26 protein-coding genes and 1 pseudogene are annotated in these 22,566 nt (G+C 32.3%); 11 read left to right on the plus strand and 16 right to left on the minus strand.

The features are described from left to right. Positions 1–4: 4 nt before the first annotated feature. Positions 5–388: a hypothetical protein gene (locus COE53_RS06195; protein WP_069033446.1), complete on the plus strand. Its 384-nt coding sequence runs from the start codon at positions 5–7 to the stop codon at positions 386–388. A 134-nt stretch (positions 389–522) separates the two neighbouring features. Next, the gene (locus COE53_RS06200) at positions 523–1,134 is read left to right on the plus strand and encodes a DsbA family oxidoreductase (RefSeq protein WP_069033447.1); all 612 of its coding nucleotides are present in this window, start codon (positions 523–525) and stop codon (positions 1,132–1,134) included. Positions 1,135–1,290: 156 nt separating this feature from the next. Here the strand turns inward: COE53_RS06200 and COE53_RS23860 are convergent, their stop codons facing one another. Then, positions 1,291–1,455 carry a hypothetical protein gene (locus COE53_RS23860; RefSeq protein ID WP_175403476.1) on the minus strand — a complete coding sequence of 55 codons (165 nt, stop codon included), beginning with the start codon at positions 1,453–1,455 and terminating at the stop codon, positions 1,291–1,293. 226 nt (positions 1,456–1,681) lie between these two features. Here COE53_RS23860 and COE53_RS06205 point away from each other — a divergent pair, with 226 nt between their 5' ends. Continuing rightward, complete coding sequence (locus tag COE53_RS06205) at positions 1,682–2,623, plus strand: Gfo/Idh/MocA family protein (RefSeq protein WP_098947567.1); 942 nt, start codon at positions 1,682–1,684, stop codon at positions 2,621–2,623. Positions 2,624–2,691: 68 nt separating this feature from the next. On the opposite strand, the gene COE53_RS06210 is transcribed toward COE53_RS06205, so the two are convergent. Together COE53_RS06210 and COE53_RS06215 are read right to left on the minus strand one after the other, a co-directional pair. Next, the gene (locus COE53_RS06210) at positions 2,692–3,555 is read right to left on the minus strand and encodes an AraC family transcriptional regulator (protein ID WP_069033449.1); all 864 of its coding nucleotides are present in this window, start codon (positions 3,553–3,555) and stop codon (positions 2,692–2,694) included. A gap of 81 nt (positions 3,556–3,636) precedes the next feature. Beyond that, positions 3,637–4,560, minus strand: a complete 924-nt coding sequence (locus COE53_RS06215) for a DMT family transporter (RefSeq protein WP_069033450.1) — start codon at positions 4,558–4,560, stop codon at positions 3,637–3,639. 195 nt (positions 4,561–4,755) lie between these two features. On the opposite strand from COE53_RS06215, the gene COE53_RS06220 reads away from it, so the two are divergent. Next, entirely contained in the window at positions 4,756–5,676 is a 921-nt protein-coding gene (locus tag COE53_RS06220) for an NAD(P)/FAD-dependent oxidoreductase (RefSeq protein ID WP_069033451.1), read from the plus strand. Between the two features lie 162 nt (positions 5,677–5,838). Here the strand turns inward: COE53_RS06220 and COE53_RS06225 are convergent, their stop codons facing one another. The 3 genes from COE53_RS06225 to COE53_RS06235 all read right to left on the minus strand — a co-directional run bounded on the left by COE53_RS06225 (position 5,839) and on the right by COE53_RS06235 (position 8,648). Further along, positions 5,839–6,216 (minus strand): hypothetical protein, encoded by a 378-nt coding sequence (locus tag COE53_RS06225; protein ID WP_069033452.1) that lies wholly within the window; start codon positions 6,214–6,216, stop codon positions 5,839–5,841. A 927-nt stretch (positions 6,217–7,143) separates the two neighbouring features. After that, positions 7,144–7,908 carry a MerR family transcriptional regulator gene (locus COE53_RS06230; RefSeq protein ID WP_069033453.1) on the minus strand — a complete coding sequence of 255 codons (765 nt, stop codon included), beginning with the start codon at positions 7,906–7,908 and terminating at the stop codon, positions 7,144–7,146. A gap of 239 nt (positions 7,909–8,147) precedes the next feature. Continuing rightward, on the minus strand, positions 8,148–8,648 hold the full coding sequence (locus COE53_RS06235) for a hypothetical protein (RefSeq protein ID WP_069033454.1): 501 nt from the start codon (positions 8,646–8,648) through the stop codon (positions 8,148–8,150). Positions 8,649–8,888: 240 nt separating this feature from the next. Here COE53_RS06235 and COE53_RS06240 point away from each other — a divergent pair, with 240 nt between their 5' ends. Further along, entirely contained in the window at positions 8,889–9,320 is a 432-nt protein-coding gene (locus COE53_RS06240) for an SET domain-containing protein (RefSeq protein ID WP_069033455.1), read from the plus strand. 19 nt (positions 9,321–9,339) lie between these two features. Here COE53_RS06240 and COE53_RS06245 read toward each other — a convergent pair whose 3' ends face one another. Genes COE53_RS06245 through ggt form a run of 3 tightly spaced genes read right to left on the minus strand, consistent with a single transcriptional unit; the run spans position 9,340 to position 12,083 of the window. Continuing rightward, a complete protein-coding gene (locus COE53_RS06245) occupies positions 9,340–9,867 on the minus strand; it encodes a chromate transporter (RefSeq protein ID WP_069033456.1) in 528 nt (175 codons plus the stop codon). Next, the gene (locus tag COE53_RS06250) at positions 9,864–10,445 is read right to left on the minus strand and encodes a chromate transporter (protein ID WP_069033457.1); all 582 of its coding nucleotides are present in this window, start codon (positions 10,443–10,445) and stop codon (positions 9,864–9,866) included. Before COE53_RS06250 ends, COE53_RS06245 begins: the two co-directional genes overlap by 4 nt. A gap of 21 nt (positions 10,446–10,466) precedes the next feature. Then, positions 10,467–12,083 carry a gamma-glutamyltransferase gene (gene ggt / locus COE53_RS06255; RefSeq protein WP_439097775.1) on the minus strand — a complete coding sequence of 539 codons (1,617 nt, stop codon included), beginning with the start codon at positions 12,081–12,083 and terminating at the stop codon, positions 10,467–10,469. A 241-nt stretch (positions 12,084–12,324) separates the two neighbouring features. Here ggt and COE53_RS06260 point away from each other — a divergent pair, with 241 nt between their 5' ends. Further along, positions 12,325–13,005 carry an N-acetylmuramoyl-L-alanine amidase family protein gene (locus COE53_RS06260; protein WP_180242392.1) on the plus strand — a complete coding sequence of 227 codons (681 nt, stop codon included), beginning with the start codon at positions 12,325–12,327 and terminating at the stop codon, positions 13,003–13,005. A gap of 100 nt (positions 13,006–13,105) precedes the next feature. Here the strand turns inward: COE53_RS06260 and COE53_RS06265 are convergent, their stop codons facing one another. Beyond that, on the minus strand, positions 13,106–14,344 hold the full coding sequence (locus tag COE53_RS06265; protein ID WP_069033459.1) for a DNA polymerase IV: 1,239 nt from the start codon (positions 14,342–14,344) through the stop codon (positions 13,106–13,108). A gap of 154 nt (positions 14,345–14,498) precedes the next feature. On the opposite strand from COE53_RS06265, the gene COE53_RS06270 reads away from it, so the two are divergent. The 3 genes from COE53_RS06270 (at position 14,499) to COE53_RS06280 (ending at position 16,556) form a co-directional block, all read left to right on the plus strand. Then, positions 14,499–14,852 carry a VOC family protein gene (locus tag COE53_RS06270; RefSeq protein ID WP_353615534.1) on the plus strand — a complete coding sequence of 118 codons (354 nt, stop codon included), beginning with the start codon at positions 14,499–14,501 and terminating at the stop codon, positions 14,850–14,852. A 931-nt stretch (positions 14,853–15,783) separates the two neighbouring features. Continuing rightward, positions 15,784–16,140, plus strand: coding sequence for a globin domain-containing protein (locus COE53_RS06275; RefSeq protein WP_049819805.1), 357 nt, complete (start codon positions 15,784–15,786; stop codon positions 16,138–16,140). Positions 16,141–16,157: 17 nt separating this feature from the next. Further along, the gene (locus COE53_RS06280; RefSeq protein WP_069033460.1) at positions 16,158–16,556 is read left to right on the plus strand and encodes a thiol-disulfide oxidoreductase DCC family protein; all 399 of its coding nucleotides are present in this window, start codon (positions 16,158–16,160) and stop codon (positions 16,554–16,556) included. A gap of 67 nt (positions 16,557–16,623) precedes the next feature. Here the strand turns inward: COE53_RS06280 and COE53_RS23865 are convergent, their stop codons facing one another. Beyond that, positions 16,624–16,788, minus strand: a complete 165-nt coding sequence (locus COE53_RS23865) for a hypothetical protein (protein ID WP_175403474.1) — start codon at positions 16,786–16,788, stop codon at positions 16,624–16,626. A gap of 271 nt (positions 16,789–17,059) precedes the next feature. Between COE53_RS23865 and COE53_RS06285 the strand changes: the two genes are divergently transcribed. Further along, on the plus strand, positions 17,060–17,344 hold the full coding sequence (locus tag COE53_RS06285) for a YiaA/YiaB family inner membrane protein (RefSeq protein WP_069033461.1): 285 nt from the start codon (positions 17,060–17,062) through the stop codon (positions 17,342–17,344). A gap of 68 nt (positions 17,345–17,412) precedes the next feature. Here COE53_RS06285 and COE53_RS06290 read toward each other — a convergent pair whose 3' ends face one another. The 3 genes from COE53_RS06290 to COE53_RS06300 form a co-directional block, all read right to left on the minus strand. Further along, complete coding sequence (locus COE53_RS06290) at positions 17,413–18,753, minus strand: glycosyltransferase family 2 protein (RefSeq protein WP_069033462.1); 1,341 nt, start codon at positions 18,751–18,753, stop codon at positions 17,413–17,415. Between the two features lie 183 nt (positions 18,754–18,936). Then, the gene (locus tag COE53_RS06295) at positions 18,937–19,131 is read right to left on the minus strand and encodes a helix-hairpin-helix domain-containing protein (protein WP_069033463.1); all 195 of its coding nucleotides are present in this window, start codon (positions 19,129–19,131) and stop codon (positions 18,937–18,939) included. A 13-nt stretch (positions 19,132–19,144) separates the two neighbouring features. Then, positions 19,145–19,831 carry an alpha/beta hydrolase family protein gene (locus tag COE53_RS06300; RefSeq protein WP_069033464.1) on the minus strand — a complete coding sequence of 229 codons (687 nt, stop codon included), beginning with the start codon at positions 19,829–19,831 and terminating at the stop codon, positions 19,145–19,147. A gap of 195 nt (positions 19,832–20,026) precedes the next feature. On the opposite strand from COE53_RS06300, the gene COE53_RS06305 reads away from it, so the two are divergent. Beyond that, positions 20,027–20,623 (plus strand): DedA family protein, encoded by a 597-nt coding sequence (locus COE53_RS06305; protein WP_069033465.1) that lies wholly within the window; start codon positions 20,027–20,029, stop codon positions 20,621–20,623. Positions 20,624–20,860: 237 nt separating this feature from the next. On the opposite strand, the pseudogene COE53_RS24470 reads toward COE53_RS06305, so the two are convergent. Further along, positions 20,861–21,328 (minus strand): annotated as a pseudogene (locus tag COE53_RS24470) (immunity protein Imm33 domain-containing protein); the annotation flags it as partial. Between the two features lie 792 nt (positions 21,329–22,120). Beyond that, positions 22,121–22,411 (minus strand): hypothetical protein, encoded by a 291-nt coding sequence (locus COE53_RS06320; RefSeq protein ID WP_069033476.1) that lies wholly within the window; start codon positions 22,409–22,411, stop codon positions 22,121–22,123. Positions 22,412–22,566: the final 155 nt, after the last annotated feature.

Below are 22,566 nucleotides of genomic sequence, written 5' to 3' on the forward strand. Positions count from 1 at the left end.
TACTATGTCAATTCGAGATTTCATATTACTCTTCTATTGTTTTATCATCTTTTTATCTGTACCAATTGGGTATCGATATGCTTCAAAGAAAACAAAAGAAACTGGACAATTTTTACCGTATTTAGTAGTATCGCTTGCCATTGTTTTAGCAGACGGAATCCTTTCAATATTAGTTTGGTCACTATTTACATCACAAATGGATACATTCATGTATATCGGTGGATTACTTACTGGAATGATTTTCACATCAATCTGTGGCCTATTACTATTAACCGTTTTACTTTTAAGAAGAAAATATTTTTTAAACTCATTTGTTGATCTAAACACTGCTAGAATTGGAACAAATCCACCACCTGATGATCAATCTACCAATGATTTAAAGAAATAGAGCTCTTATGCTCTATTTCTTTTTAGTTGAATATCTGTTACTTCACTTAAAAATTTCGTAATTCGAAGCTAATAAATTGAGATTTAGTTCTAATATTGTTTATACTTTCTTTAATTGATTTAGGAGGTTTCATAATGAAAGTTACAATTTATTCGGACTATGTATGTCCGTTTTGCTATTTAGGAAAAAAACCACTTGAGGACGCTATTAAAGAAGTTAGCGATGTAGAGCTTGAATGGAAACCATTCCAATTAAGACCTGAGGGAGCTGAACCTTTAAGTCCTAATAGTTCTTATATTCAACAAGGATGGAAATTCGGTGTTCAACCACTTGCACAAAAACTTGGTGTAGAGATGATTTTACCAACAATGGATCCCCATCCTTCAACTAAAAAAGCTCATAGAGGCTTTCTATTCGCAGAAGAAAATGGAAAAGGTGCTGAATATGCTCAAGCAGTTTTAGCAGACTTTTGGACAAAAGGTAAAGAAATTGGTGATGTAAACGTACTGGCAGATATCGCTGAAAAACTTGGCTTAGACCGTTCTCAATTCATTGAAGCTGTTTCAAATACAAAATATGACTCATCGATTCAAAACCCTAATTTTATTAATGCAGTACCAACTTTTATAATTGGTGATCAAGTTTTACAAGGTGTTCAAAGTAAAGAAGCATTTATTCAAGCATTAAACAACCAAAAACTTGTTGAGCAGTCTTCATTAAGCTGCGACATTGATGGAAACTGTTAATACTCTTTAATAAGGATGTCCCCTAAGTTTTTTTCTAACTTATGGGACATCTTTTTTAATTTAAATTAACTGGGATAAACAATTTTTCAATTCATTATTTTGTTAATAGTTCACCGATTCGTTCTCAATCAAGAACAAACAAGCACAAATAACGAATCATTTCCCAGCTACATTAACTTGACTCCAATCAATCACAAACGGATTACCAGTTAAATTTTTTCTTACTTCAGTAACAATACTCATTTGCTTTTTTATAACTTCTGATTGAATTAATTTTTCTCCATCCCCACTACCATCATAATACAATGGCTTCTTCTCCATAATGTCACCTCCATTACTTATCAATGATTTATATTCTTTTTCTATGTCGAAAACCCCTTTTCGAATTTGGTAATTCACAAAACTTTTTACTCAAAAATTATTTTGCTATGAGCAATTTGTAGGACCTTAAATTTTTAAATCTAAGAACATGGTATCTATTTCTTTAATTATTTAATTTTTCTTACTATAATTACAATATAAATCTACTTTGAAAGGTGTTTTTCTCATGATAAAAGTTGGTATTATTGGTCTTGGCGCAATTGGCCAAAGATTAATTCCTTTATTTTCAAACCACCAAGAAACAAAAATAGTAGCAATATGTGACACATTAGAGGAAAGAGTTCAAGAAACAAGTAGCCGATTAGAATCAGTTTTAACCTTTACAAATCATCTTGAGATGCTTGAAAATACAGAACTTGATCTCGTTTATGTGACTGTACCTCCAAAATATCACTATTCGGTAGTAACTGATGTAATCGCAAAAGGAATTAATGTGCTTTGTGAAAAGCCTTTGGCAAACTCAACAGAGGAAGCTCTAGGACTTTATACCCAAGCTAAAGAAAAAGGTATTTTTCACGCAATGAACTTTCCATTAAACTACAATGTTGGTAGTAAGTCTTTTGCTAGCCTTATTAAATCCGGATATGTTGGCGACTTAAGAAGAATCGAATTAAAGATGCGTTTTCCTAATTGGCCGAGACTATGGCAACAAAATGAGTGGGTTGCTACAAAAGAACAAGGCGGTTATGTATTAGAGGTTGGTGTGCATTATATTCAACAAATTCAAAAGATTTTTGGTAATATGAAAGTAGGCACGAAACATATGCAATATCCCGCTGACCCTCTTGCTTCCGAAAATGGAATTATCGCCTTTTTAGAATTAGAAGATGGCACTCCTGTAATAATAGATGGCTTAAGCCAAATTGCAGGTGAAGAAGAAATTAAATTTACAGCATACGGTTCGAAAGGAACTCTTTCTTTAGTAAATTGGGCTAATTTAGAAGGAGGAAAAATCGGCGAGCCAATTCAACAAATTGAAGCCGATCAAACTTTAGCTGATTCATTAATTGACCATTTAGTAAAGGCTCTAAAAGGTGAAGAAGCTACAATTATAGATTTCTCTGAAGGCTACAAAGCACAAGTAGTTTTAGAAGCATTAAGAGGATAAATCCATACATAAAAGGAAAAGGTGCTTTCTCTAAAAAGCACCTTTTTTAACGCTTTTAATGATTGGTTTTATTTTACCGGAATCCAAATTTCAGTATAATAATCTTCACTAAATGGATTTCCTTCTGGATAAAGTTCAAATTCTGGGATACCTGCATGTGAATAGCCACTTGAAGGAAACCATTCGGAATAAATCTTTTTCCATGCCGATTGCATTGCGTTCGGCATCGCTCCATGAACACCAAATACAGCCCATTTTGATGCAGGAATTTCGTGAAAATAAAAACCTTCTGGTACATCTCCTTCGTATTCGGTTGCAACCCAATATTCTAGTAAATTTTTTGATTTTTGCTCCTCGCTCATCATGCATACACCTAAAACACCTTTAATGTCACCGTTGTTCAATTCGTACAAACGATCACTCGTACCATTTTCATTAACCTCTTCCCACATTTTAGGAATCAGTTGCTGTTGTTGATCATTCAAATAAGAAAACTCTTTTTTTACTCCAACTACTTGAAAAGCACTTTTTTCAACAATATTAAATTGCATTGGTTCGGCTCCCTTCAAACTCACCTGAATAACGAGGCGGTTATATGATTTTAGTTTTCCAATAAACTTTCTTGCTTCACTTGGTGTTACACCATGCTGTCTTCTAAACGCTTTTGCAAAAGCCTCAGGAGAGTCATACCTATATTTCAAGGCAATATCAATTATTTTATGATCAGTAGTTGTTAATTCATTGGCCGCTAGCGTCAATCTTCTTCGTCTTATATATTCAGCTAGATTAATATCAGTTAAAATTGAAAATGTTCGCTGAAAATGAAAAACAGATGAATTAGCTTGTTTAGAAATTTCTTCAATCGTTAACTCGTTTAATAAATTGTCTTCAATATAATCAATTGCCTTTTGTAAAGATTCAACCCAAGCCATATGACTCCTCCCTTAATTACATCCTAACAAGTTAAATTGATTGAGTCCTGTCTTTTTATGCTCTTTTGTGACAGATAATCGTCAATTAGTCTCTTTTCGATCAGTCATTGATAAAATGACAATCGTACTTATAATACATAGGCTACCGATCCAATCTATCATTTCAAAATTTACTCTTAACCAAATGACTGACAGTACAGCAGCTGATAATGGTTCCACACATGCAAGTAAGCTAGATTCGGAAGCATTAATATACTTTAAACTCTCTAAGTAGCAATAAAAGGCTATTAACGTTCCAAATATAACAATAAAAATGACTGCGAAATATGCACTCATCGACCAATGACCTTGGAAATTAAAAGGTGAATGTATGAAACTAAAACAAATTCCACCGATTAGCATTCCCCACCCTACTACGATAGTCGACCCAAATTTTTTTAAAAGATTCTGAGGATGAATTGAATAAAATGCTAAAGCAAAAGCTGACGCTAACCCCCAAAATAATGCCCATCCAGTAATAGACAATCCTTTAATCGTTCCATGTGTTACCAATAAAAATGTCCCTGCAAGCGCTAAAATGACAGCCAGTACTTCTTTTCTAGTTGGTACTTTTTTGAAACGCATTGCTAAAAAGCATGTAATAATGACAGGTGCCAAATATTGTAAAATTGTTGCTGTAGCAGCATTTGAAGCTTTTATTGCGGCAAAGTATGTATATTGAACTGCTAACATTCCAAGAATACTAAATAACAATAAACTAAAGATATCCTTCTTATCCTTCCAAATTTCCGTTATATGTCCTTTTTCTTTTAGACTAGCAAAAATTAATAGGATGATTCCTGAAAACAATAATCGAATAACGACTAACCATTCTGGACTAAAATGATTTCTTTGAAATACAAATTGTGCAACAGTTCCAGATATGCCCCATAATATTGCCGCAGTTAATACGAGAATAATTCCCTTCGTTCTAGAATTTGTTAAGGCAATCTTATCTGCACTCATTCTTACTCCCTCCACAAAAAACAACAAATTAAAATAAGTTAATAGAAAAATCGTACCTAAATATTCAGAATATATCAATCAAAAATCTTTTTATTTTCAACAATTAGATTAATTGAGAAATTATGATTAGAAATTGCTTAATTGGAAAAATTGAACATATACGATTTTGTATTAAATGATTTAGGAGACTAGTCTATGAATGAGTTATATGAATGTATCATAGTAGGGGGAGGTTTCGCAGGCTTACAGGCATCCATTCAGCTTGGTCGATACCAAAGGAATGTACTCGTAATTGACTCAAATTATGGTCGCTCAACATTATGTAAAACATATCGTAATATATTAGGTTGGCCGAATAGTATAAGTGGACAAGAGCTAAGACAACTAGGAAGAAAGCATGCTGAAGTTTATGGTGTATCATTCATCCAAGATAAAGTAATAAGTATACAAAACGTAAACAATCAATTCTTAATAGAGACGGAAACAGGAAAATCTTATTCTGCCAAAACAGTCTTACTAGCAACTGGACTAATTGATCGAATTCCTCAAATTAAAAATCTAGTCGATTGTCTTGGATCGACAATTTATGTTTGTCCAGATTGTGATGGATATGAAATTTTAAATAAAAGTGTTTTAATACTTGGATCTGGTAATATTGGTGCAAATCTTGCCATAACATTAGCTTATTGGTCAAAACAAATTACATATATTAATCACGATGGACATGACCTTGACTCCAAATTACATGACCAACTACAGAAAATTGGAGTTCACTATCGAAAAGAAACGATTAAAGAAGTACTCAAAGAAGACGATTCCACTTTTAAAGGCATTTGTTTACATAGTGGTGAAATAATTTATGGGGACCGAGCATTTATTGGTTTTGGTGGAAATAAAGTACAAAATAGTCTCGCTATCCAGCTAGGAGTAAATCTTTTAAATAATAAGCATGTTATTGTAGACTCACGGACAAAGGAGACGAATGTTACAAATGTATGGGCAGCCGGCGATTTAGTAGCCCACTCTCAACAAGTCACAATAGCAATGGGCGATGGTACCCAAGCCGCTGTTTGGATACAAAAAAGATTATTAGAAATGAGTGTAAAAGAATCATAAATAAAGCACTTTGTTCCCCCATCTTTTAGCCATTACACAGCTTAAACTAAAAATTCCCTACACCTTATCCATCTAACAAAATACCATTTAAGTTTAACAAAAAAAGTATTACATCATTAAAAGAAGTAATACTTTTTTGCTGTTTTCACTTAACAAATCGTATTAGAAAAATACTTTTATTAAAGTATACATAGTGACGATTGCTAAAATAAACACTAAAATTGGTATTAATATTCGGATGAAAGTTGAAGGTATTCGATATCTTCTATAAGTATCCTCAATACAAATAATACATAGTAAATAGATTAATCCTGATATAATTGCTCTAGCTAAATCAAAATTCCCTAGTGATTTAATGGTGTGATTAACATGCTGAAATATATAAAATTGTACAAGATTAAAAATTAAAAATAATAAAAAATAATAAAATACACTTAATATATAAGTACTAAATTTTATTTTTTCATGCTCAATATTTTGGCGCTTTCTAATAAAGCGCTTCTTATGTCGCTCTTTCCTCGGTATAAATTGTTCGTCCATTTTAGTACATCCTTAGTTTAAAAATTAAATTATTTAAATCAAATTCTTACCTATATTGTACATAAACATTCCATTATTTAAAAATTTATAATACATCTCTACAAAATTTACATCAAACTAAATAATCATAAAAATAATTATACCAAATTTCATTGAATACATTTACTATTTTTTTCCAAAAAAAATAAAAAAAGTGTACTTAGAATGAATCTAATTACACTTTTTCACGCTACTGAAAAACAACCTTGTTAAATAAGTTAGCAAATTTTCGTAAAAGAAGTAGAGTGATGTTGATTTCCATGTGACATAAGAGTATGACAACATCTTCTTTTTCACTTTTACATCTCATAAACCTTTTATGAGTAAGGTATTTTCTTATTTTTGCTGTTTTACTTACTCATGTACCCTTCATGCGGAACCTTTTTTCTTATTTTTGCTGTTTTACTTGCTCATGAACCACTCATGAGTCACCTTTTTTCTTATTTTCGCTGTTTTACTTACTCATGAACCCTTCATGAGTCACCTTTTTTCTTATTTTTGCTGTTTTACTTACTCATGAACCCCTCATGAGTCACCTTTTTTCTTATTTTTGCTGTTTTACTTACTCATGACCCCTTCATGAGGAACCTTTTTTCTTATTTTTCCTGTTTTACTTACTCATGAACCCTTCATGAGTCACCTTTTTTCTTATTTTTCCTGTTTTACTTACTCATGAACCACTCATGAGTCACCTTTTTTCTTATTTTTGCTGTTTTACTTACTCATGAACCCTTCATGCGGTACCTTTTTTCTTATTTTTGCTGTTTTACTTACTCATGAACCCCTCATGAGTCACCTTTTTTCTTATTTGCTGTTTCACTTACTCATGAACCTTCACGAATTAAGAACAGGTGTACTTAGAACTTGCCTAAGTACACCATCCCCGACTTATTTTTTATGTTGCGTGTAAATATGAATTGCATCTCTTAAAAATTCAGCAGTTCCTGGTTGTTCTTTATCGTAATGTGCTCTAAAGCGTTCATCGTCTACATACATTTGGGCTAGGCCTGCATGAGCTTCCTTACTATATTTGCTCCAATAAAATGTTAACCATTGTTTATGCAAATCAGCTGCTTTTTGGGCAATTTCACTTGATGGATCACCCGTTTTATATGCTTCAGCTAGTGTTTTTGCTAATTCTTCAGCAAGTCGCGTTACTTCTTTATGATCTTCTTCTGTCATATTCATTACTTTTTGATTTGCTTTATTAACAGCTTCATCCCCATATTTTTCACGTGCTTCTTTTCCATATTTCTTTTCATTTTCTTCAATCATATCTTTCTTAAAACCTTCAAATTTTTCTTTATTTGACATTGTAATTCTCCCCTCTGTTAGAGCAATTGACTTTTCAACGTTTGAAATTAATAAATCCAATTGCTTTCTTTTATCAAGAAGCCGCTCACGATGCTCGTTTAACGCCTTGGTACTATTAAAGTCAGGTGACGTGATAATTTCTTTAATGTTTTCTAAATTCATACCTAGTTCTCTATAAAATAAGATTTGTTGTAAGCGATCTACTTCCGCTTGACCATAAATCCGATATCCTGATGAGTTAATTCTTGCCGGCTTAAGAATCCCAATCTCATCATAATATCTTAAAGTCCTTGTGCTGATTCCTGCTAGAAGTCCAAGCTTTTGTACAGTGTATTCCATTGCGACTACCTCCTGACATCTTTACAATACACCTTTACGCAACGTTAAAGTCAATTCTATAATTTATATTTTTTAAGATTTTTTTTGGAGTAAGCTATACCCTGTTCAAAAAAATTTCTTTGAACTACACTACATTTAATTTCTACCGATCGCTTGGTAACATTATTCATTACAAGACATAAAAAAATCCCCTCTGCAATAGGGGATTACATCAATCATGTAGACAAACTACAAAATAATTATTTACCTGTAAATACTTTTATACCATTTATACCATCAAATGGTTTTCCACCAGGAGCGTGCAAATGACGAACTGCTAGTTTAAATCGCTTATTTGAAGGGATTTCTTGTTTAAAGGTTAACAAGAATGAATTGTTATCTCCTTGTACCTTTGTAATTGTAACTTGATTATTTGATAAGGCATTCCTTGCATTAAATTGACTTTTGTTTCCTAGTGATGCAATTCCGGTAGGGATTTTATCAGATAAACTTTGAATCCAATAAAAAGATGCTTTTGTTCCTAAATAAATATCAACTTGTGAATCAAAAGTTACTAGGATCTGATTTGTTGAAACCTGGAAAATATCAGCTAGATTAGGAATTTTGTTAACAGTTTGGTTTGGCTTATATCCTTCAATTCGCAGAAATTCCTTTTTGCTAGTTGCATTTACCTGCTTATTTCCTGGAAGAATAGAAGACATTACAATCAATAAAATCATAATCTTATAAAAAAATTTCATTATAATCTGCCTCCCTATATATATATAACAATTTTATAATTTGATGTTTTGGCAAAATATATACTTAGATTTTTAAAATTTTATCAGTTTTTAATCTAATATTAGCTTTACTACTCCTTTCGCTCGAATAAGAGACGCACTTTTTTTTGTGAATAACGATAAATAGATAAAAAAATTGATTTATATTTAAAATAATGGCAAACTATCTATAAGACTTAAGAGAGAATTATAGGTGTAATTATGATTGAAATTAAAACTTCTACGTTGAGTGACGGTGAATTTAATCGAGGTGTCTTTGCAACACGTGATATTGCAAAAGGTGAATTAATACACGAGGCGCCAGTTATTTCTTACCCGAACGAGGAACATGAGCATATCGAGAAAACTTTATTAGCAGACTACGCATTTGAATATGGTATTAATCATTCAGCTATTCTTCTAGGATACGGAATGCTATTCAACCATTCTTATGATGCAAATGCAACTTACGATATTAACTTTGATAATCACACATTTGATTTTTTCGCTTACAAAGACATTAAAGCTGGCGAAGAAATTTTGATTAATTATAATGGCGAAGTAGATAATATGGATCCACTTTGGTTTAATAAAGATTATGAAGAAGTTATGAGCAAGGAAAAGGAAAAAGAAAATGAAAAAGAAACCAATTAATTGGTTTCTTTTTTTATTTTTAAAGATTAATGGCACCATAAATTAATGCACCAAGTACTACAAAAGCCGGATGAATCTTAAATTTTTCCATTAAGAAAAATGTACAAGCCGCAATAAAAATAACTTGGAATGCTCCAATATCATGAAACGAATCAGAAAAAGATTGATATGTAAGTAGACCTAAAAGGACAACAATTGTCGGTTTTACATATGCTGTCATTCTCTTCACTCGAATTGAGTCACGATTTTTATAAAGCAACCCAATCAATAGAATCATTAGCAATAAAGAAGGGAATACCGTTGCAAAGACTGCAATAAAGGAACCAAAGATTCCTCCAATTTTATATCCAATATAGCCAGCCATTTTTGTGGCGATAGGTCCTGGTAAGGCATTTCCCATTGCAAACGCTTCATGAAATTCTTGCCCTGTTAACCAATGTTTTTGTGTAACAACTTCATTTTGAATTAATGGGATTGTAGCTGGCCCCCCACCATATCCTAAAAGATTCGTTATAAGAAATGAAAGAAATAATTTCCAATAAATCATTCGTTTGTACTCCCCTTCCTCGTCTGATGGTCATTTGAGGAAGTTGCTTTTACTGGTTGGAAGATTGCAAATATTAGTAAACTACCAATAATAATCGCTGGATGTATGTGTAAAAATTGAATTAGAAACAATCCAACAACTAAATGAATTAATATTGTTGGTGTTTTCAATCCTTTTTTTGAACTTTGATAAAATTGCCATGTTAATACACCTAACATTACCCCAACAACAGGTACAATTGATTCCTTCATCCCATTAACCCATTTTATATCTTTAAAAGACGATAATGATGTTAATAGTATAATCATTAATAGGATTGTCGGTAGGATCGTTGCAATAATCGCATTTAGCATTCCGATTATACCACCCATACGATAACCGATATAACCTGCTAATTTTGTATTGATTGGACCTGGGAGCATATTACCTATAGCTAAAATTTCAGAAAACTCTTCGTCTTTCATCCATTTATACGTATCAACGACTTCCTTATAAACTAGAGGAATCGTAGATGGTCCTCCACCATATCCTAATATACTACTTCGAAAAAACGCGATGAATATTTCTAATTGTTTCATTAAATCATTTCCTTTTCATATTTACCAACTTGCTATACAACCGTCCGTTCTTGATTCTGTACCACCCATTAAAACGCCAGAATCTTCATTTCTCCAAATAATTTGGCCTCGCCCGAAACTTCCAGTATCATCTGCAACCTTAATTTCATGACCTTTAGCCTGTAACTCTTCTATAATCTCTTGCGGAAAACTAGGTTCGACTTCAACTATTTTCCCTTCAATCCATTGCCATCTAGGAGCATCTAAAGTTTCTTGTGGATTTAAATAAAAATCGATGCTATTCATGATTACTTGAACATGACCTTGAGGCTGCATATAACCACCCATTACACCGAATGGTCCAATTGCTTTATTATTTTTTGTTAAAAATGCCGGAATAATCGTATGATATGATTTTTTTCCACCGATTAAAGCGTTGGCATGTTTTTCATTTAAGCTAAAATCACAACCCCTATTTTGCAATCCAATTCCAGTTCCAGGAATTACGATACCTGACCCAAAACCCATATAATTACTTTGAATAAATGAGACCATATTTCCATCTGCATCAGCTGTTGCTAAATAAACAGTGCCTCCACTAGGCGGTCTTCCTGGTAATGGTGTATGAGCAGTTTCCGTGATCTCTAAAAAACGTTCTTTTCCATATTGATCACTTAATAGACTCTCCACCGAAGTCTTCATAAACTTTCGGTCTGTCACATATTCCTTTCCACAAGCAAAAGCTAACTTCATTGCTTCAAATTGTTTATGATATGTAGTTACGTTCTCTTTGTCATCAAACTGATCATTTTTCAATATATTTAAAGCCATCAGTGCGACAATGCCTTGACCATTAGGTGGAATTTCCCACACATCATAGCCTCTGTAATTTATACTAATTGGATTTACCCATTCCGGTTTAAAAGACTCTAAATCTTCTTTTGCTAAAAAGCCACCATATTGATTTGAAGACTCAATAATTTTATCTGCAATTTCACCTTTATAAAAATCTTTTCCATTTGTTTCGGCTATTTTTTCTAAAGTTATTGCATGATCCAGTGACGACCAAATTTCTCCTACTTCAGGAGCTCTTCCATTTGGGGCAAACGTATCAAACCAAGCAGCAAACTCCTCAGAGTTTAACTCCTTTTTGTATATTTCATAAGCCTTCTTCCAAAACTTACCTAATGTTGGTGAAATCGGAAAACCTTCACGAGCATATTCAATTGCCGGTTGTAGCACTTCCTTTAATGAAAGTCTCCCAAACCGATTCGATAATTCTACCCAAGCAGCAGGAGCACCAGGAACTGTTATTGGCACCCAACCATACTTAGGCATTTTTTCATAACCTAGATCTTTTACTTTTTCAATCGATATATTTTTAGGTGCTGGTCCACTTGAATCTAAACCGTATAACTTTTCGTTCATCCAAACTAATGCAAAAGCATCCCCGCCAATGCCGTTTGAAGTAGGCTCTACTACTGTAAGGCAAGCAGCTGTAGCGATTGCAGCATCTACTGCATTACCACCCTTTTTTAAAATATCAAGGCCCGCTTGTGCAGCCAATGGTTGAGAAGTAGCGACCATTCCATTTCTAGCATACACCACATTACGATGTGATGAATAAACGTGTTCATTCGCTTTCATTTTTGTATACATACACTTTTCCTCCTTGGCTTCTCTGCAATAGTTATATTGGATAACAAAATAACCTAATCTATAAATTCGACAATATTTTAGTATTCCCCTACTTAACTATCAATCTAAATAAAAGAATCTATTAGAATGAATGCCTAATTCAATTAAATGTCTTAAATTTGGTTATATACATTTAGATGCTTGTCCATTTCAACTAAAGGCTACTTTGAATACATTATCTTTAGGAGGGGATTATAAAAAAATGTTGAAACTTTATTTAGATCCAGGTCATGGTGGCTCTGATTCAGGTGCAGTAGGTAATGGATTAAAGGAAAAAGACTTAACTTTGGATATCGCATTAAGAATACGAGATTTATTGAATAACTACAATGACGTTGAGGTTAGAATGAGCAGATCTACCGATACTGATCGTTCTTTAACTGAACGTACTAATGATGCAAACTCATGGGGTGCTAGCTACTTTTTATCTGTTCATATCAATTCATTTAATACATCAGCGTCAGGTTATGAGGATTATATACATGATAGTTTGTCAGATACGTCTACTTCAGCTCAGTATCAAAACGTTTTACATCCAGAGATCGTAAAGGTAAATGGTCTAACTGATCGTGGTAAAAAGAAAGCTAATTTTCATGTATTACGTGAATCAAATATGCCAGCGATTTTGACTGAAAATGGTTTCATTGATAATGCAAGTGATGCTGCAAAACTAAAAGACCCAAATTGGCGTCAAAAAGTAGCTCAAGGGCATGTAAATGGATTAGTAAAAGCATTTAACTTAACAGCTAAGGCTAAGGCTGAAATGCATAGAGTAATCGTAGACGGAATACAAGTCGGTGCATATCAGGATGATCAAAATGTACTGAATGCAGTGGAACAATATCTTCCAACAGCAACTAAAATTATTATCGAGAAAGTTTAAACGGTTCTATTAACTATTTGAAGACTGTCTAATTAATAGACCGTCTTTTTTTCGTAGAGAATAAAAAAGGGTTCTTCGATTAAGAAACCGCACCAGCTGTTTACTCTGTAGATTTCAATATATCTAATATATTGTTTGAGTCAATTTTCTTTTTTTGTCTCCCTAAACTAATCACTTGTTCTCCATATTTATTTTGCAATTTATGTAATGTTTCAAACAAAGGTTCTTGTTTGGCATCCTTTTCAAAAGAAAATAAGTCCAATTGCTTTGATATTTCATCTTTTGGATTTAATTGTGAGGCAGTTACTCCGATTAAACGTAATGGTTCTCCGTTCCAATTTCTTTTCCATAGGTCAAATGCCTCTTTAAAGATTTCATTAGCTTGTTGTACAGGTGTAGTAAGTTTTTTACTTCGATTAATTGTTTTTCGGTCACTAAATCGAAGTGTAATTGTCACAGTGTCAGCAACTAAACCCTTCTTAATTAATCGTTCAGCAACCCGTTTCGATAGAGCTTCAAATTTTTCTGCAATCATTGGTTCCTCAAAAACATCAAATGAAAATGTCGTTGATTGGCCAATTGTCTTATGTGAAAGCATACGACTAGGATCGACTTCTCTTTCATCTATTCCATTTGCCTTATTTCTTAAAGATTTACCGTTTACACCTAATAATTCTTGTACTTGTTCTTCATCACTTTTTGCCAAATCTTCTATTGTAATAATGCCAATTTCATTTAATTTTTCTTCAGTTTTCTTACCAACACCATGCATCTCTCCTACTTTTCTAGGCCATAAAATAGTAGGAACATCCCTCTTTCGAAGAACAGTAATTCCAAGTGGTTTTTTCATATCTGAAGCTGTTTTCGCAAGAAATTTATTTGGACCAATACCGATACTACATGGCATATCAAGATCTTCTAACAACATTGACTGGATCATTTCAGCTATTTTAATTGGATGACCTAGTTTTTCATCACAATCAGTTATATCAATATATCCTTCATCAATTGATGCTACTTCAATTTTAGGACTTATTGCACCTAATTTTTCAAATATTTGCCTTGAGACTTTTCGGTAAGCTTCAAAAGTTGGCGTTTTCACAATCATCTCAGGACATTTTTTTCGTGCTTCCCATAATGGCATTGTTGCCCGGATTCCATAGGCTCGAGCTTCATAACTTGCAGTTACGATTATTCCCCTCCGCTCTTTTTCATTACCGGCCACAACTACTGGTTTACCTTTTAATGATGGATCATTCGCTATTTCAACTGAAGCAAAAAATGAATTCATATCGACATGTAAAATAACTCTTCCGCTCTTTGGTGCCCATTGATTCATTGACTCACCTCCTATGCTAGTATAATTTCATTTTTTTATATATTCTATTAACGTGTATTAATGCCTGAATATAGTTAAAACTGATAAAGTTTGAATCATATCTAAAACCAATATCTAATTATTATAAACGTTTTTGGATTAAAGGAGAAAAGCTATGCAAAGTAAAATTCAAAAAATATCAACGAATTTATGGTTTGATACACAAGCCGAAGAAGCCGTAAATTATTACACTTCTATATTTAAGAATTCAAAAATTGAAAGAATCACACGATACGGAAAAGAAAGACATGATCCAAACAGTATGGAAGAAGGTGCGGTTATGACCATTCAATTTAGCTTAGAGGGGTTAGATTTTGTTGCGTTAAACGGTGGACCTCACTTTAAATTTACAGAAGCAATTTCATTCATCGTTCATTGTGACTCCCAAGAAGAAATAGATTATTATTGGGAAAAATTATCAAAGGATGGAGATAAAAATGCTCAAGCATGTGGTTGGTTAAAAGATTAATTTGGTGTCTCATGGCAAATTGTTCCGACCATTTTACCTGAACTATTAAATGACTCTAATCTAGAAAAATCTGAACGAGTAATGAAAGCTATTCTCCAAACTAAGAATAAAATCAATCTAAACAACTTAATTGATGCTTATAAAGGATAGGGGCTATCTCTTAAATCACGATAAAATGTACTAGCACTTTGGGAAAGCTCTGAAGTTGAAGTATGTATAGGGAGGCATCTCACCTAAGTTTATGATTTGATGTTAATACGACTGACTGAACGACTCTTTATAGAAATTTAGCCGATTAGTTCATATAAATTCTTATGAGTAAGTTATTTCATCTTTTTACTTTTTTACTTACTTATGAACCTCCTATGAGTAAGTTATTTTCATCTTTTTGCTTCTTTACTTACTCATGAACCTCCTATGAGTAAGTTATTTTCATCTTTTTGCTTTTTTACTTACTCATGAACATCCTATGGGTAAGTTATTTTCATCTTTTTGCTTTTTTACTTACTCATGAAGCTCCTATGAGTAAGTTATTTTCATCTTTTTGCTTTTTTACTTACTCATGAACCTCCTATGAGTAAGTTATTTCATCTTTTTGCTTTTTTACTTACTCATGAACATCCTATGAGTAAGTTATTTTCATCTTTTTGCTTCTTTACTTACTCATGAACCTCCTATGGGTAAGTTATTTTCATCTTCTTCCTTTTTTACTTACTCATGAACCTCCTATGAGTTACTATATTTCATCTTCTTTCTTAAAAAACGAGGGTTCCCATAAAAAGTGGGACAATATCTTTTAATAATAAATTATATTACCCTAACGTTCCTATTTACTTCTCATAAAGTCCAAAAAGAGATAAAATAAACCTATCTTAATTGTATTTTTTGAAGTTAATGGAGGTATTTTCTTTTGAGTAACGAAAATCAAACAATGTATGATTATATAGGGAAAGAAAAATTAGAAGAGCTTGTGGATACTTTTTATTCTTATGTTTCAAAGCATGAGAGACTTTCACCAATATTTCCAGGTGACTGGGAGGAGACTGCACGTAAACAAAAACTATTTTTAACACAGTTTTTAGGTGGACCACAATATTATAGTATGGAACGTGGTCATCCAAGAATGCGCGCGCGTCATTTGCCTTTTCCAATTACAATTGAATTAGCGCATGACTGGCTGGATTGCATGGGAAAAGCGATGGATGATGTCGATCTAGATGAAGAAATTAAAGAGCCATTATTACAACATTTAAGAAATGTTGCTTACCATATGGTGAACCAAGAATAATCTTTAGGGGATATATTATGAGTGAGAGGCCAATTATTTTATTTGATAGTGAATGTATTTTGTGCAATGGAGCCGTTCAATTTATTATTAAACATGACCAAAAAGGATATTTTCATTTTGCCGCATTACAATCTACTTTTGGCGAAAAGCTTAAGAAGGATCACCCCGAACTTTGTTCAATTGATTCAATTATTCTTGTACAAAATGGAAAAATAAAAATTGAATCTTCAGCTGCCCTTTCTATTGCAAAAAATTTAGAAGGTTGGCCAAAATTTTTCTATGCCTTTATCATAATCCCAACAACAATACGTGACCATTTATATAGACTGATCGCAAGAAATCGTTTTAAATTTTTTGGAAAAAACGAATCGTGTATGATTCCATCAAAAGAAATTAGGGATCGATTTTATTTATAAAAGTCCTCTTCAATTGAAAGAGCCACAAGGTTATCATTTCCCTTGTGGTTCTTTTTTAGTTCCCGAATTAACTTTTTATTAGAAATCTTGTTAAAGCGAGCCCTAAAAATCCAACACCCATTCCAATTAGCCAACCAGAATGTGGTTCATGTAATAAACTTCCAATTCCTCCGCCTAGAAACATACAGCCTACAAACACGATTCCACCAATACCAGCACCTCTATTACTCAAAATCTGACCATCCTCTCCAAATAAATATTTCCTATCTATTTGTGATTAGATACCTTTTTGTATTTCTCTATTTTTTATTTAGCTTTTTCCTAAAAAATTCCAGTAATATTTTCCAATTTACTAATTTATTAGAATTTTATTACTATTTAACAACAAATTTTATATAATAATAACAGACGTTAAGAATTAATTTGAAATCATTTATATCTTCTTAATAGCATTTTTTAACGTCAAATAATTTTGTAAAATCTTATGCGGAGCGTGATTAAATTTGCAGAAGCACAGACGTAGAAACACACCAGCATTTACTGTTTTAGCTTACTTTACATTAGTTGCAGGAGTATTTTTGTTTTGTATTGGACTTTATAATGCAGATATGGAGTTAAACGAAAAAGGTTATTATATTGCAGTTATGCTATTAGTAGCAGTAGGCTCAATTTTAACCCAAAAGGTTGTTCGTGATAATGCCGAAGATGATGATATTATCGCGGATCAAGAAGTTCAATTAAAGATGAAGTTAGATAGCTCAATAAAGAAAGAAACAAAAAATTTATAAAAACATAAAGGGGATCACAAAAAGTATTTTTACTTTAGTGATCCCCTTTTTTTATGATGATAAAGTTTTTATTCCCAAACTCGTTTTAATTTAAAGAATTCTTGAATATAGCCATAAAGTGAAATTGGCGACATAATCATTTGATAGCATAATAGGAAGAATAGAAATCCTATACGATTATTTCTTATTCTTAAATTTAAATTACGGAAAACATAGTTTTTCTGGTAAAAATAAAGGATTGAATAGCTAATGAATGTTAATGGGAGAACTAATAAAGTCATTGGTCCAACAATAATGTTGATTCCAAAAAACGCTAAAATCAATCCAGGAATCCAACATAAAGTGTAAATAAGATCTAAGTAAACCATCAAGAGGTTAATACCAGTTAAATACTTTGTATATACTTGTGGTTGTTGCCACGGTTTTATTTCAATTAGTCCTTCAACCATCCCTCTTGCCCACCTTGATCTTTGTTTAGCAAAATGACCAAAGGTAGTAGGTGCATCAGTAAATGCTACTGCTAAAGGTTCGAAATATACCTTCCATTGCTTTTGTAAAAGTCTCCATGTTAGAACGATATCTTCTCCAATTGCATCTGGCCAACCATTGACTTCCTTGACACAATCAGTTTTATATAAACTAAACGCCCCTTGTGCAACTAGTGTTCCTTGATATAATCCCTGAAGTCTTTTTATAGAAGCAATTCCTAAAAAGTAGTCCCATTCTTGGATCTTAGTCCAAAATGTTTCACGACTATTACGAACTAACATTGAGCCAGCAACAGCACAAACATCGGTAGGGCTACTTTTTATTCTTGAAACTAAGTATCTTACTGCGGAAGGATGAATTAATGTATCTGCATCTAATGTAATGACATATGTTGTTTTTACATACTCCAAACCTAAATTAAGTGCATGAAATTTACCTGGTTTTGGTTGATGTAATAAAGTTATATTTGAATTTAACTCTGTTTTCGCCCTCATTACTTCACGATCTGTACCATCAGTTGAATTATTATTAATAACGATAACGTTTATTTCACCAGTATAGTCTTGATCTGAAATATATTTTAACGTATTAAAAATAGCACCTTCTTCATTATAAGCAGCCACTAATACAGTTACCGAATCATCTGGAAATTCATTTTTAAAATTCGGTTGTTTATCGAGTAGTAAACTTATGACTAAAAAAGTGCTCATATAGCCCGGTATATAGGCAATACCTCCTATTATGATGATTGCTACTGGCGTAGTAACAACGTCAGATAAGTCCTTTACCCAAGGAATTGATAAATAAATTGAAAAAAGTAACCAAGAAAATGAAATAAAATGGCTAAACCAAAATTTCTTATTTACTGTTAAATAATAACGGTTTCCTTTTTTTTGTATAGGAGACAAGTTAGGTTTCAATAGCCTTCCTCCTTTTTATGAAAATTAATCGATAAGAATCATTATATCACTATAGTTTATATTAATATCCTAACAACTTATGGTAAAAATGAGTTAATCAATGATTTTTTATAACACCTTCATTTACTTAATAAAGACAAAAAAAGAACTGAAATTTGATCAGTTCTTAATCGCTAGCCAATATTATTTTTTAAAAGATAATCCATTCTCTTCCAATGCATTTTTAATTGTCATAATCGCCTTAGGTCCCATTCCATGTAATTTTAATACTTCCGCTTCACTTAATTGTGTGAATTGCTCCAACTGTAAGTAACCTTCTGAAGTTAATGCTCTAATTGCAGGTTTAGCTAATCCATTTGGTAGTGAATTTTCACTCATATAAAATCCTCTCCTATTTAAAATTTTTATCAAGCCAATTCAATATGTCGTTTTTCATACTAGTTGTGATTGTATGATTTACATCCTTATACTTAAGAAAATCTATATAATAATGATGATTTGTTTTTAAAAAATCGAGTTGCCCACCAATTGGAATAACTAGATCCTGTTCGCCATGTAAAAATAAAACAGGCTTTCTTATCGTACTTTTTTTATATTTTGGATCATATATCACAAACTTTTCCAATTCACTATCATTTAATGGTTCTCTTCTATCTTTTATACGAAAATCCTGCTCAGAATAAATATAAGAACTTGATCCATTAATATTAATTAGCCCGGCATAACTATTGTTTGAAAAAAACATTCCACTTGCAATGAAACCACCCATTGAACTGCCTAACAGAATCGTATTTTCTTTTTGTAAATTAAGCTGATATATCATTTCATCTTCTTCATCAATTGTTTCAAATATCGATTTCCAAAAATATGTTTGTAAAATCTCTTGATCGAAATGGTTATTTAGAGCTTGTCTGGAATCATGGTATTTAATTTCGGGAATAACAACTTTAAATCCTAATTCAGATAGCTCATTGCCAAGTTTTATTTGTGATTCAATCGTTGAACCCCAACCATGAAACATGATGATTGTTTCTTTCCTACTAAATATATTTGGGGTTATTTCATAATAATTAATCATTTTTAGCACCTAAATTTCATTATTTTCTATCGTAATATTAAATCATTCTAATAATAACAAAATTATTTGAATTTTGAATTGCCATATTTAAAAAAATGCTATAAAATACTTTTGTTTGTATACAATGATATTATCTTTAAAATTAATTTTTTGCCTATTTACTTCACGCGGAAAAAATCGAGGATGTGTATATCAATGGTTCACCATTTAAACTTACTAATTAGTCACTATGGTTATTTAGGCATCATTTTAGCATTAATAGGAGGAATTATAGGATTACCACTACCAGATGAAATTCTTTTAGTATACATAGGTTATAATGTATTTATAGGTAGATTATTATATTTACCTTCAATAGCTTGTGCGATGATTGGAATCATTTGTGGAATCTCATTAAGCTATTTACTTGGATACATATTTGGTTTACCTTTACTTAATAAATATGGACCAAAAGTTCATATTACAGAGAAAAAAATTGAAATGACAAAAAGCTTATTTACAAAATTTGGACCATATATTCTTATAATAGGATTTTTTATACCCGGAGTCAGGCATTTAACTGCTTATTTTGCTGCCATTAATAAATATTCGTATAGAAAATTTGCAACGTTTGCATTTATTGGAGCAATCCTTTGGGGATTCACTTTTATAACATTAGGAAAAATTTTTGGTGAAGAATGGGATAAAGTTGCGTCTATTTTTGCAAAGTATAGTTTAGTCATTTTTCCAACTGCCTTATTGATTGCGATTGTATTCTTTTTCCTATATAGAAAACGATTAACTACAAATTAGAGTTAGGCAACTATTAAAAAGACGAGGCATTGTGATTGCTCATTTCTTTGATTTACAAGTCCAGTAATAGATTAAAACGTTAGTCAAAAAACACCGAAGGACCTTAGAAAAGGTCTTTTTTTTTGTTTATTTTTATCGGTAATTTACTGGCAGTTTAGTTGCATAAGGAAAATGGTTAATGGAACAACTTTTTAGTAGATAGTTATTTTCATGGTATTTGAATAAGAAGAGATGATCTTATTCATTTAAATATGTTTCCCAATCGCAGTCTTCTATTTTAATAAAGTTGCCGTCTTCGTTTCTTTCGTATGCACATAAAGGAGGTTCTTCAATAAAATCTAGAATGGAGTCATCGATATTTAGGATTACACCAATAGATATAACCTGAAAATTTTTGGAATCACCAAGAAATTCATCATCTTCGAAACCACTTAATATTGACCAACCAGAGTCACCTTCGCCTTTCGAAACATCCCTTAGTAGAAAGTTAAACTCTCTTTTTTCAAGTACATCATCACTAACAATGACCTTTGTATCAAAATAGTAATCCCAATTTGAGGAATTTGGGTCATCATATTCTGTATCACAAATGTTTTCAATTCCAAATGCAACTTCATCGCCAGCTTTTAAATCTTGTATTCAATAAGGTTTGTTATCTAGTTTTCCAATAAATTTTTGATCATCCATCTGAGTTATTTCGACCCAATTACTATATCATTTCTAATTCAACTTAACTCTAAAAATAATAAAGGAGCCGATCGATTGATCAGCTCCCATTGTTGTACAACCCCTCTCAGAACCGCGCTTGCACTATTAATGCACACGGCTCCTCCAAGTTATCATTCATAGAATGTAGCAATCTTAAATATTGCTAATTCTACTATCCTTAATAGTTTTGTTTCCATTTATTCTACCTCTGTGTGTAGTAAATGTGTCCCTATTAAGGGTGATTCTTTGGTAGCAGCCTTTCCTCCATTGGCATTACCCAACTTCATAGGTACTACGCTGCTATCCGGCTCCCTACATCGGCATTTGGTTTCCTTACTTGTTATCGTTTGTACACCATACTCTTCTTCTAAATGAAAAGACCAGTAGGGTCTCCCGAGTTGCCGTATCATATCAATGTATTACGTGCCAAGGTCTCTGACTCCGGAGAGGTTTTACCCTTCTTGCCTTTAATGAAAGGTAAAATGTTGCTTTCTGCTATGCGTAAGGCATCAGCCCTCTCGTTTTACTAACATTTCGAAGCTCAATCCCTTCAACCATTTGGCTTTCGGCCCGCAACCTAACTGTCTACGCTTAAAGACTAAAGTTACCTTTAGCCCTCCAAGACTCGCTACGAGTGAATGGCTAGTTCTTACTCGACGGGAATCCCACCCGCTATATGATACGACCTAGGCTCGGCCGCACACGCATGCGTTAGTTATATAAGATAATGTTGATAAATTATGAAACTAAGGAAAACACCTTAAAGTAGGTGCATCCCTTAGTTTTTAATTATTCAAACTCAAATTTAATATAGGCATTTTCTAAGCCTATTAAATATTTTAATGTTTTACCTAATCCAAAGTTGTTCGGTAAATCCTTTTCTAAAACAAATGTTACATATCCTGCTTTGCCTGGTGTTAAATTGGTTAATTGAAGATGGTCATTATTATCGTAAATGTAAGAAATTATAAATTCATAGTAATCTTTTTCTTTGTCACTTGAATTCAATCCAACATCGTATAATCTTACTCTTGCTCCTGCCCATATTTCCTCATCATCCTTAATATTAGACAATGGTATCCATTTTGACTTATTCAATATTTCATCCCTTTTCTTGTTTTTTGATTAAACACTGAATCTGATTGCTTGTTGTACTATTGCATGAGTTAGTTGTATTAAATTAAAAATATTATTAAAGGATTTTACGAAACATTAAAATAACATATCTATACCTA

It is taken from the genome of Bacillus sp. AFS029533 (genome assembly GCF_002585125.1).
GTDB lineage: Bacteria > Bacillota > Bacilli > Bacillales > Bacillaceae_G > Gottfriedia > Gottfriedia luciferensis_B.

Coding starts and splice junctions, on each gene's coding strand:
- COE53_RS06195 (WP_069033446.1), top strand. CDS start 5: ATGTCAATTCGAGATTTCATATTACTCTTCTATTGTTTTATCATCTTT.
- COE53_RS06200 (WP_069033447.1), top strand. CDS start 523: ATGAAAGTTACAATTTATTCGGACTATGTATGTCCGTTTTGCTATTTA.
- COE53_RS23860 (WP_175403476.1), bottom strand. CDS start 1,455: ATGGAGAAGAAGCCATTGTATTATGATGGTAGTGGGGATGGAGAAAAA.
- COE53_RS06205 (WP_098947567.1), top strand. CDS start 1,682: ATGATAAAAGTTGGTATTATTGGTCTTGGCGCAATTGGCCAAAGATTA.
- COE53_RS06210 (WP_069033449.1), bottom strand. CDS start 3,555: ATGGCTTGGGTTGAATCTTTACAAAAGGCAATTGATTATATTGAAGAC.
- COE53_RS06215 (WP_069033450.1), bottom strand. CDS start 4,560: ATGAGTGCAGATAAGATTGCCTTAACAAATTCTAGAACGAAGGGAATT.
- COE53_RS06220 (WP_069033451.1), top strand. CDS start 4,756: ATGAATGAGTTATATGAATGTATCATAGTAGGGGGAGGTTTCGCAGGC.
- COE53_RS06225 (WP_069033452.1), bottom strand. CDS start 6,216: ATGGACGAACAATTTATACCGAGGAAAGAGCGACATAAGAAGCGCTTT.
- COE53_RS06230 (WP_069033453.1), bottom strand. CDS start 7,908: ATGGAATACACTGTACAAAAGCTTGGACTTCTAGCAGGAATCAGCACA.
- COE53_RS06235 (WP_069033454.1), bottom strand. CDS start 8,648: ATGAAATTTTTTTATAAGATTATGATTTTATTGATTGTAATGTCTTCT.
- COE53_RS06240 (WP_069033455.1), top strand. CDS start 8,889: ATGATTGAAATTAAAACTTCTACGTTGAGTGACGGTGAATTTAATCGA.
- COE53_RS06245 (WP_069033456.1), bottom strand. CDS start 9,867: ATGATTTATTGGAAATTATTTCTTTCATTTCTTATAACGAATCTTTTA.
- COE53_RS06250 (WP_069033457.1), bottom strand. CDS start 10,445: ATGAAACAATTAGAAATATTCATCGCGTTTTTTCGAAGTAGTATATTA.
- ggt (WP_439097775.1), bottom strand. CDS start 12,083: ATGTATACAAAAATGAAAGCGAATGAACACGTTTATTCATCACATCGT.
- COE53_RS06260 (WP_180242392.1), top strand. CDS start 12,325: ATGTTGAAACTTTATTTAGATCCAGGTCATGGTGGCTCTGATTCAGGT.
- COE53_RS06265 (WP_069033459.1), bottom strand. CDS start 14,344: ATGAATCAATGGGCACCAAAGAGCGGAAGAGTTATTTTACATGTCGAT.
- COE53_RS06270 (WP_353615534.1), top strand. CDS start 14,499: ATGCAAAGTAAAATTCAAAAAATATCAACGAATTTATGGTTTGATACA.
- COE53_RS06275 (WP_049819805.1), top strand. CDS start 15,784: ATGTATGATTATATAGGGAAAGAAAAATTAGAAGAGCTTGTGGATACT.
- COE53_RS06280 (WP_069033460.1), top strand. CDS start 16,158: ATGAGTGAGAGGCCAATTATTTTATTTGATAGTGAATGTATTTTGTGC.
- COE53_RS06295 (WP_069033463.1), bottom strand. CDS start 19,131: ATGAGTGAAAATTCACTACCAAATGGATTAGCTAAACCTGCAATTAGA.
- COE53_RS06300 (WP_069033464.1), bottom strand. CDS start 19,831: ATGATTAATTATTATGAAATAACCCCAAATATATTTAGTAGGAAAGAA.
- COE53_RS06305 (WP_069033465.1), top strand. CDS start 20,027: ATGGTTCACCATTTAAACTTACTAATTAGTCACTATGGTTATTTAGGC.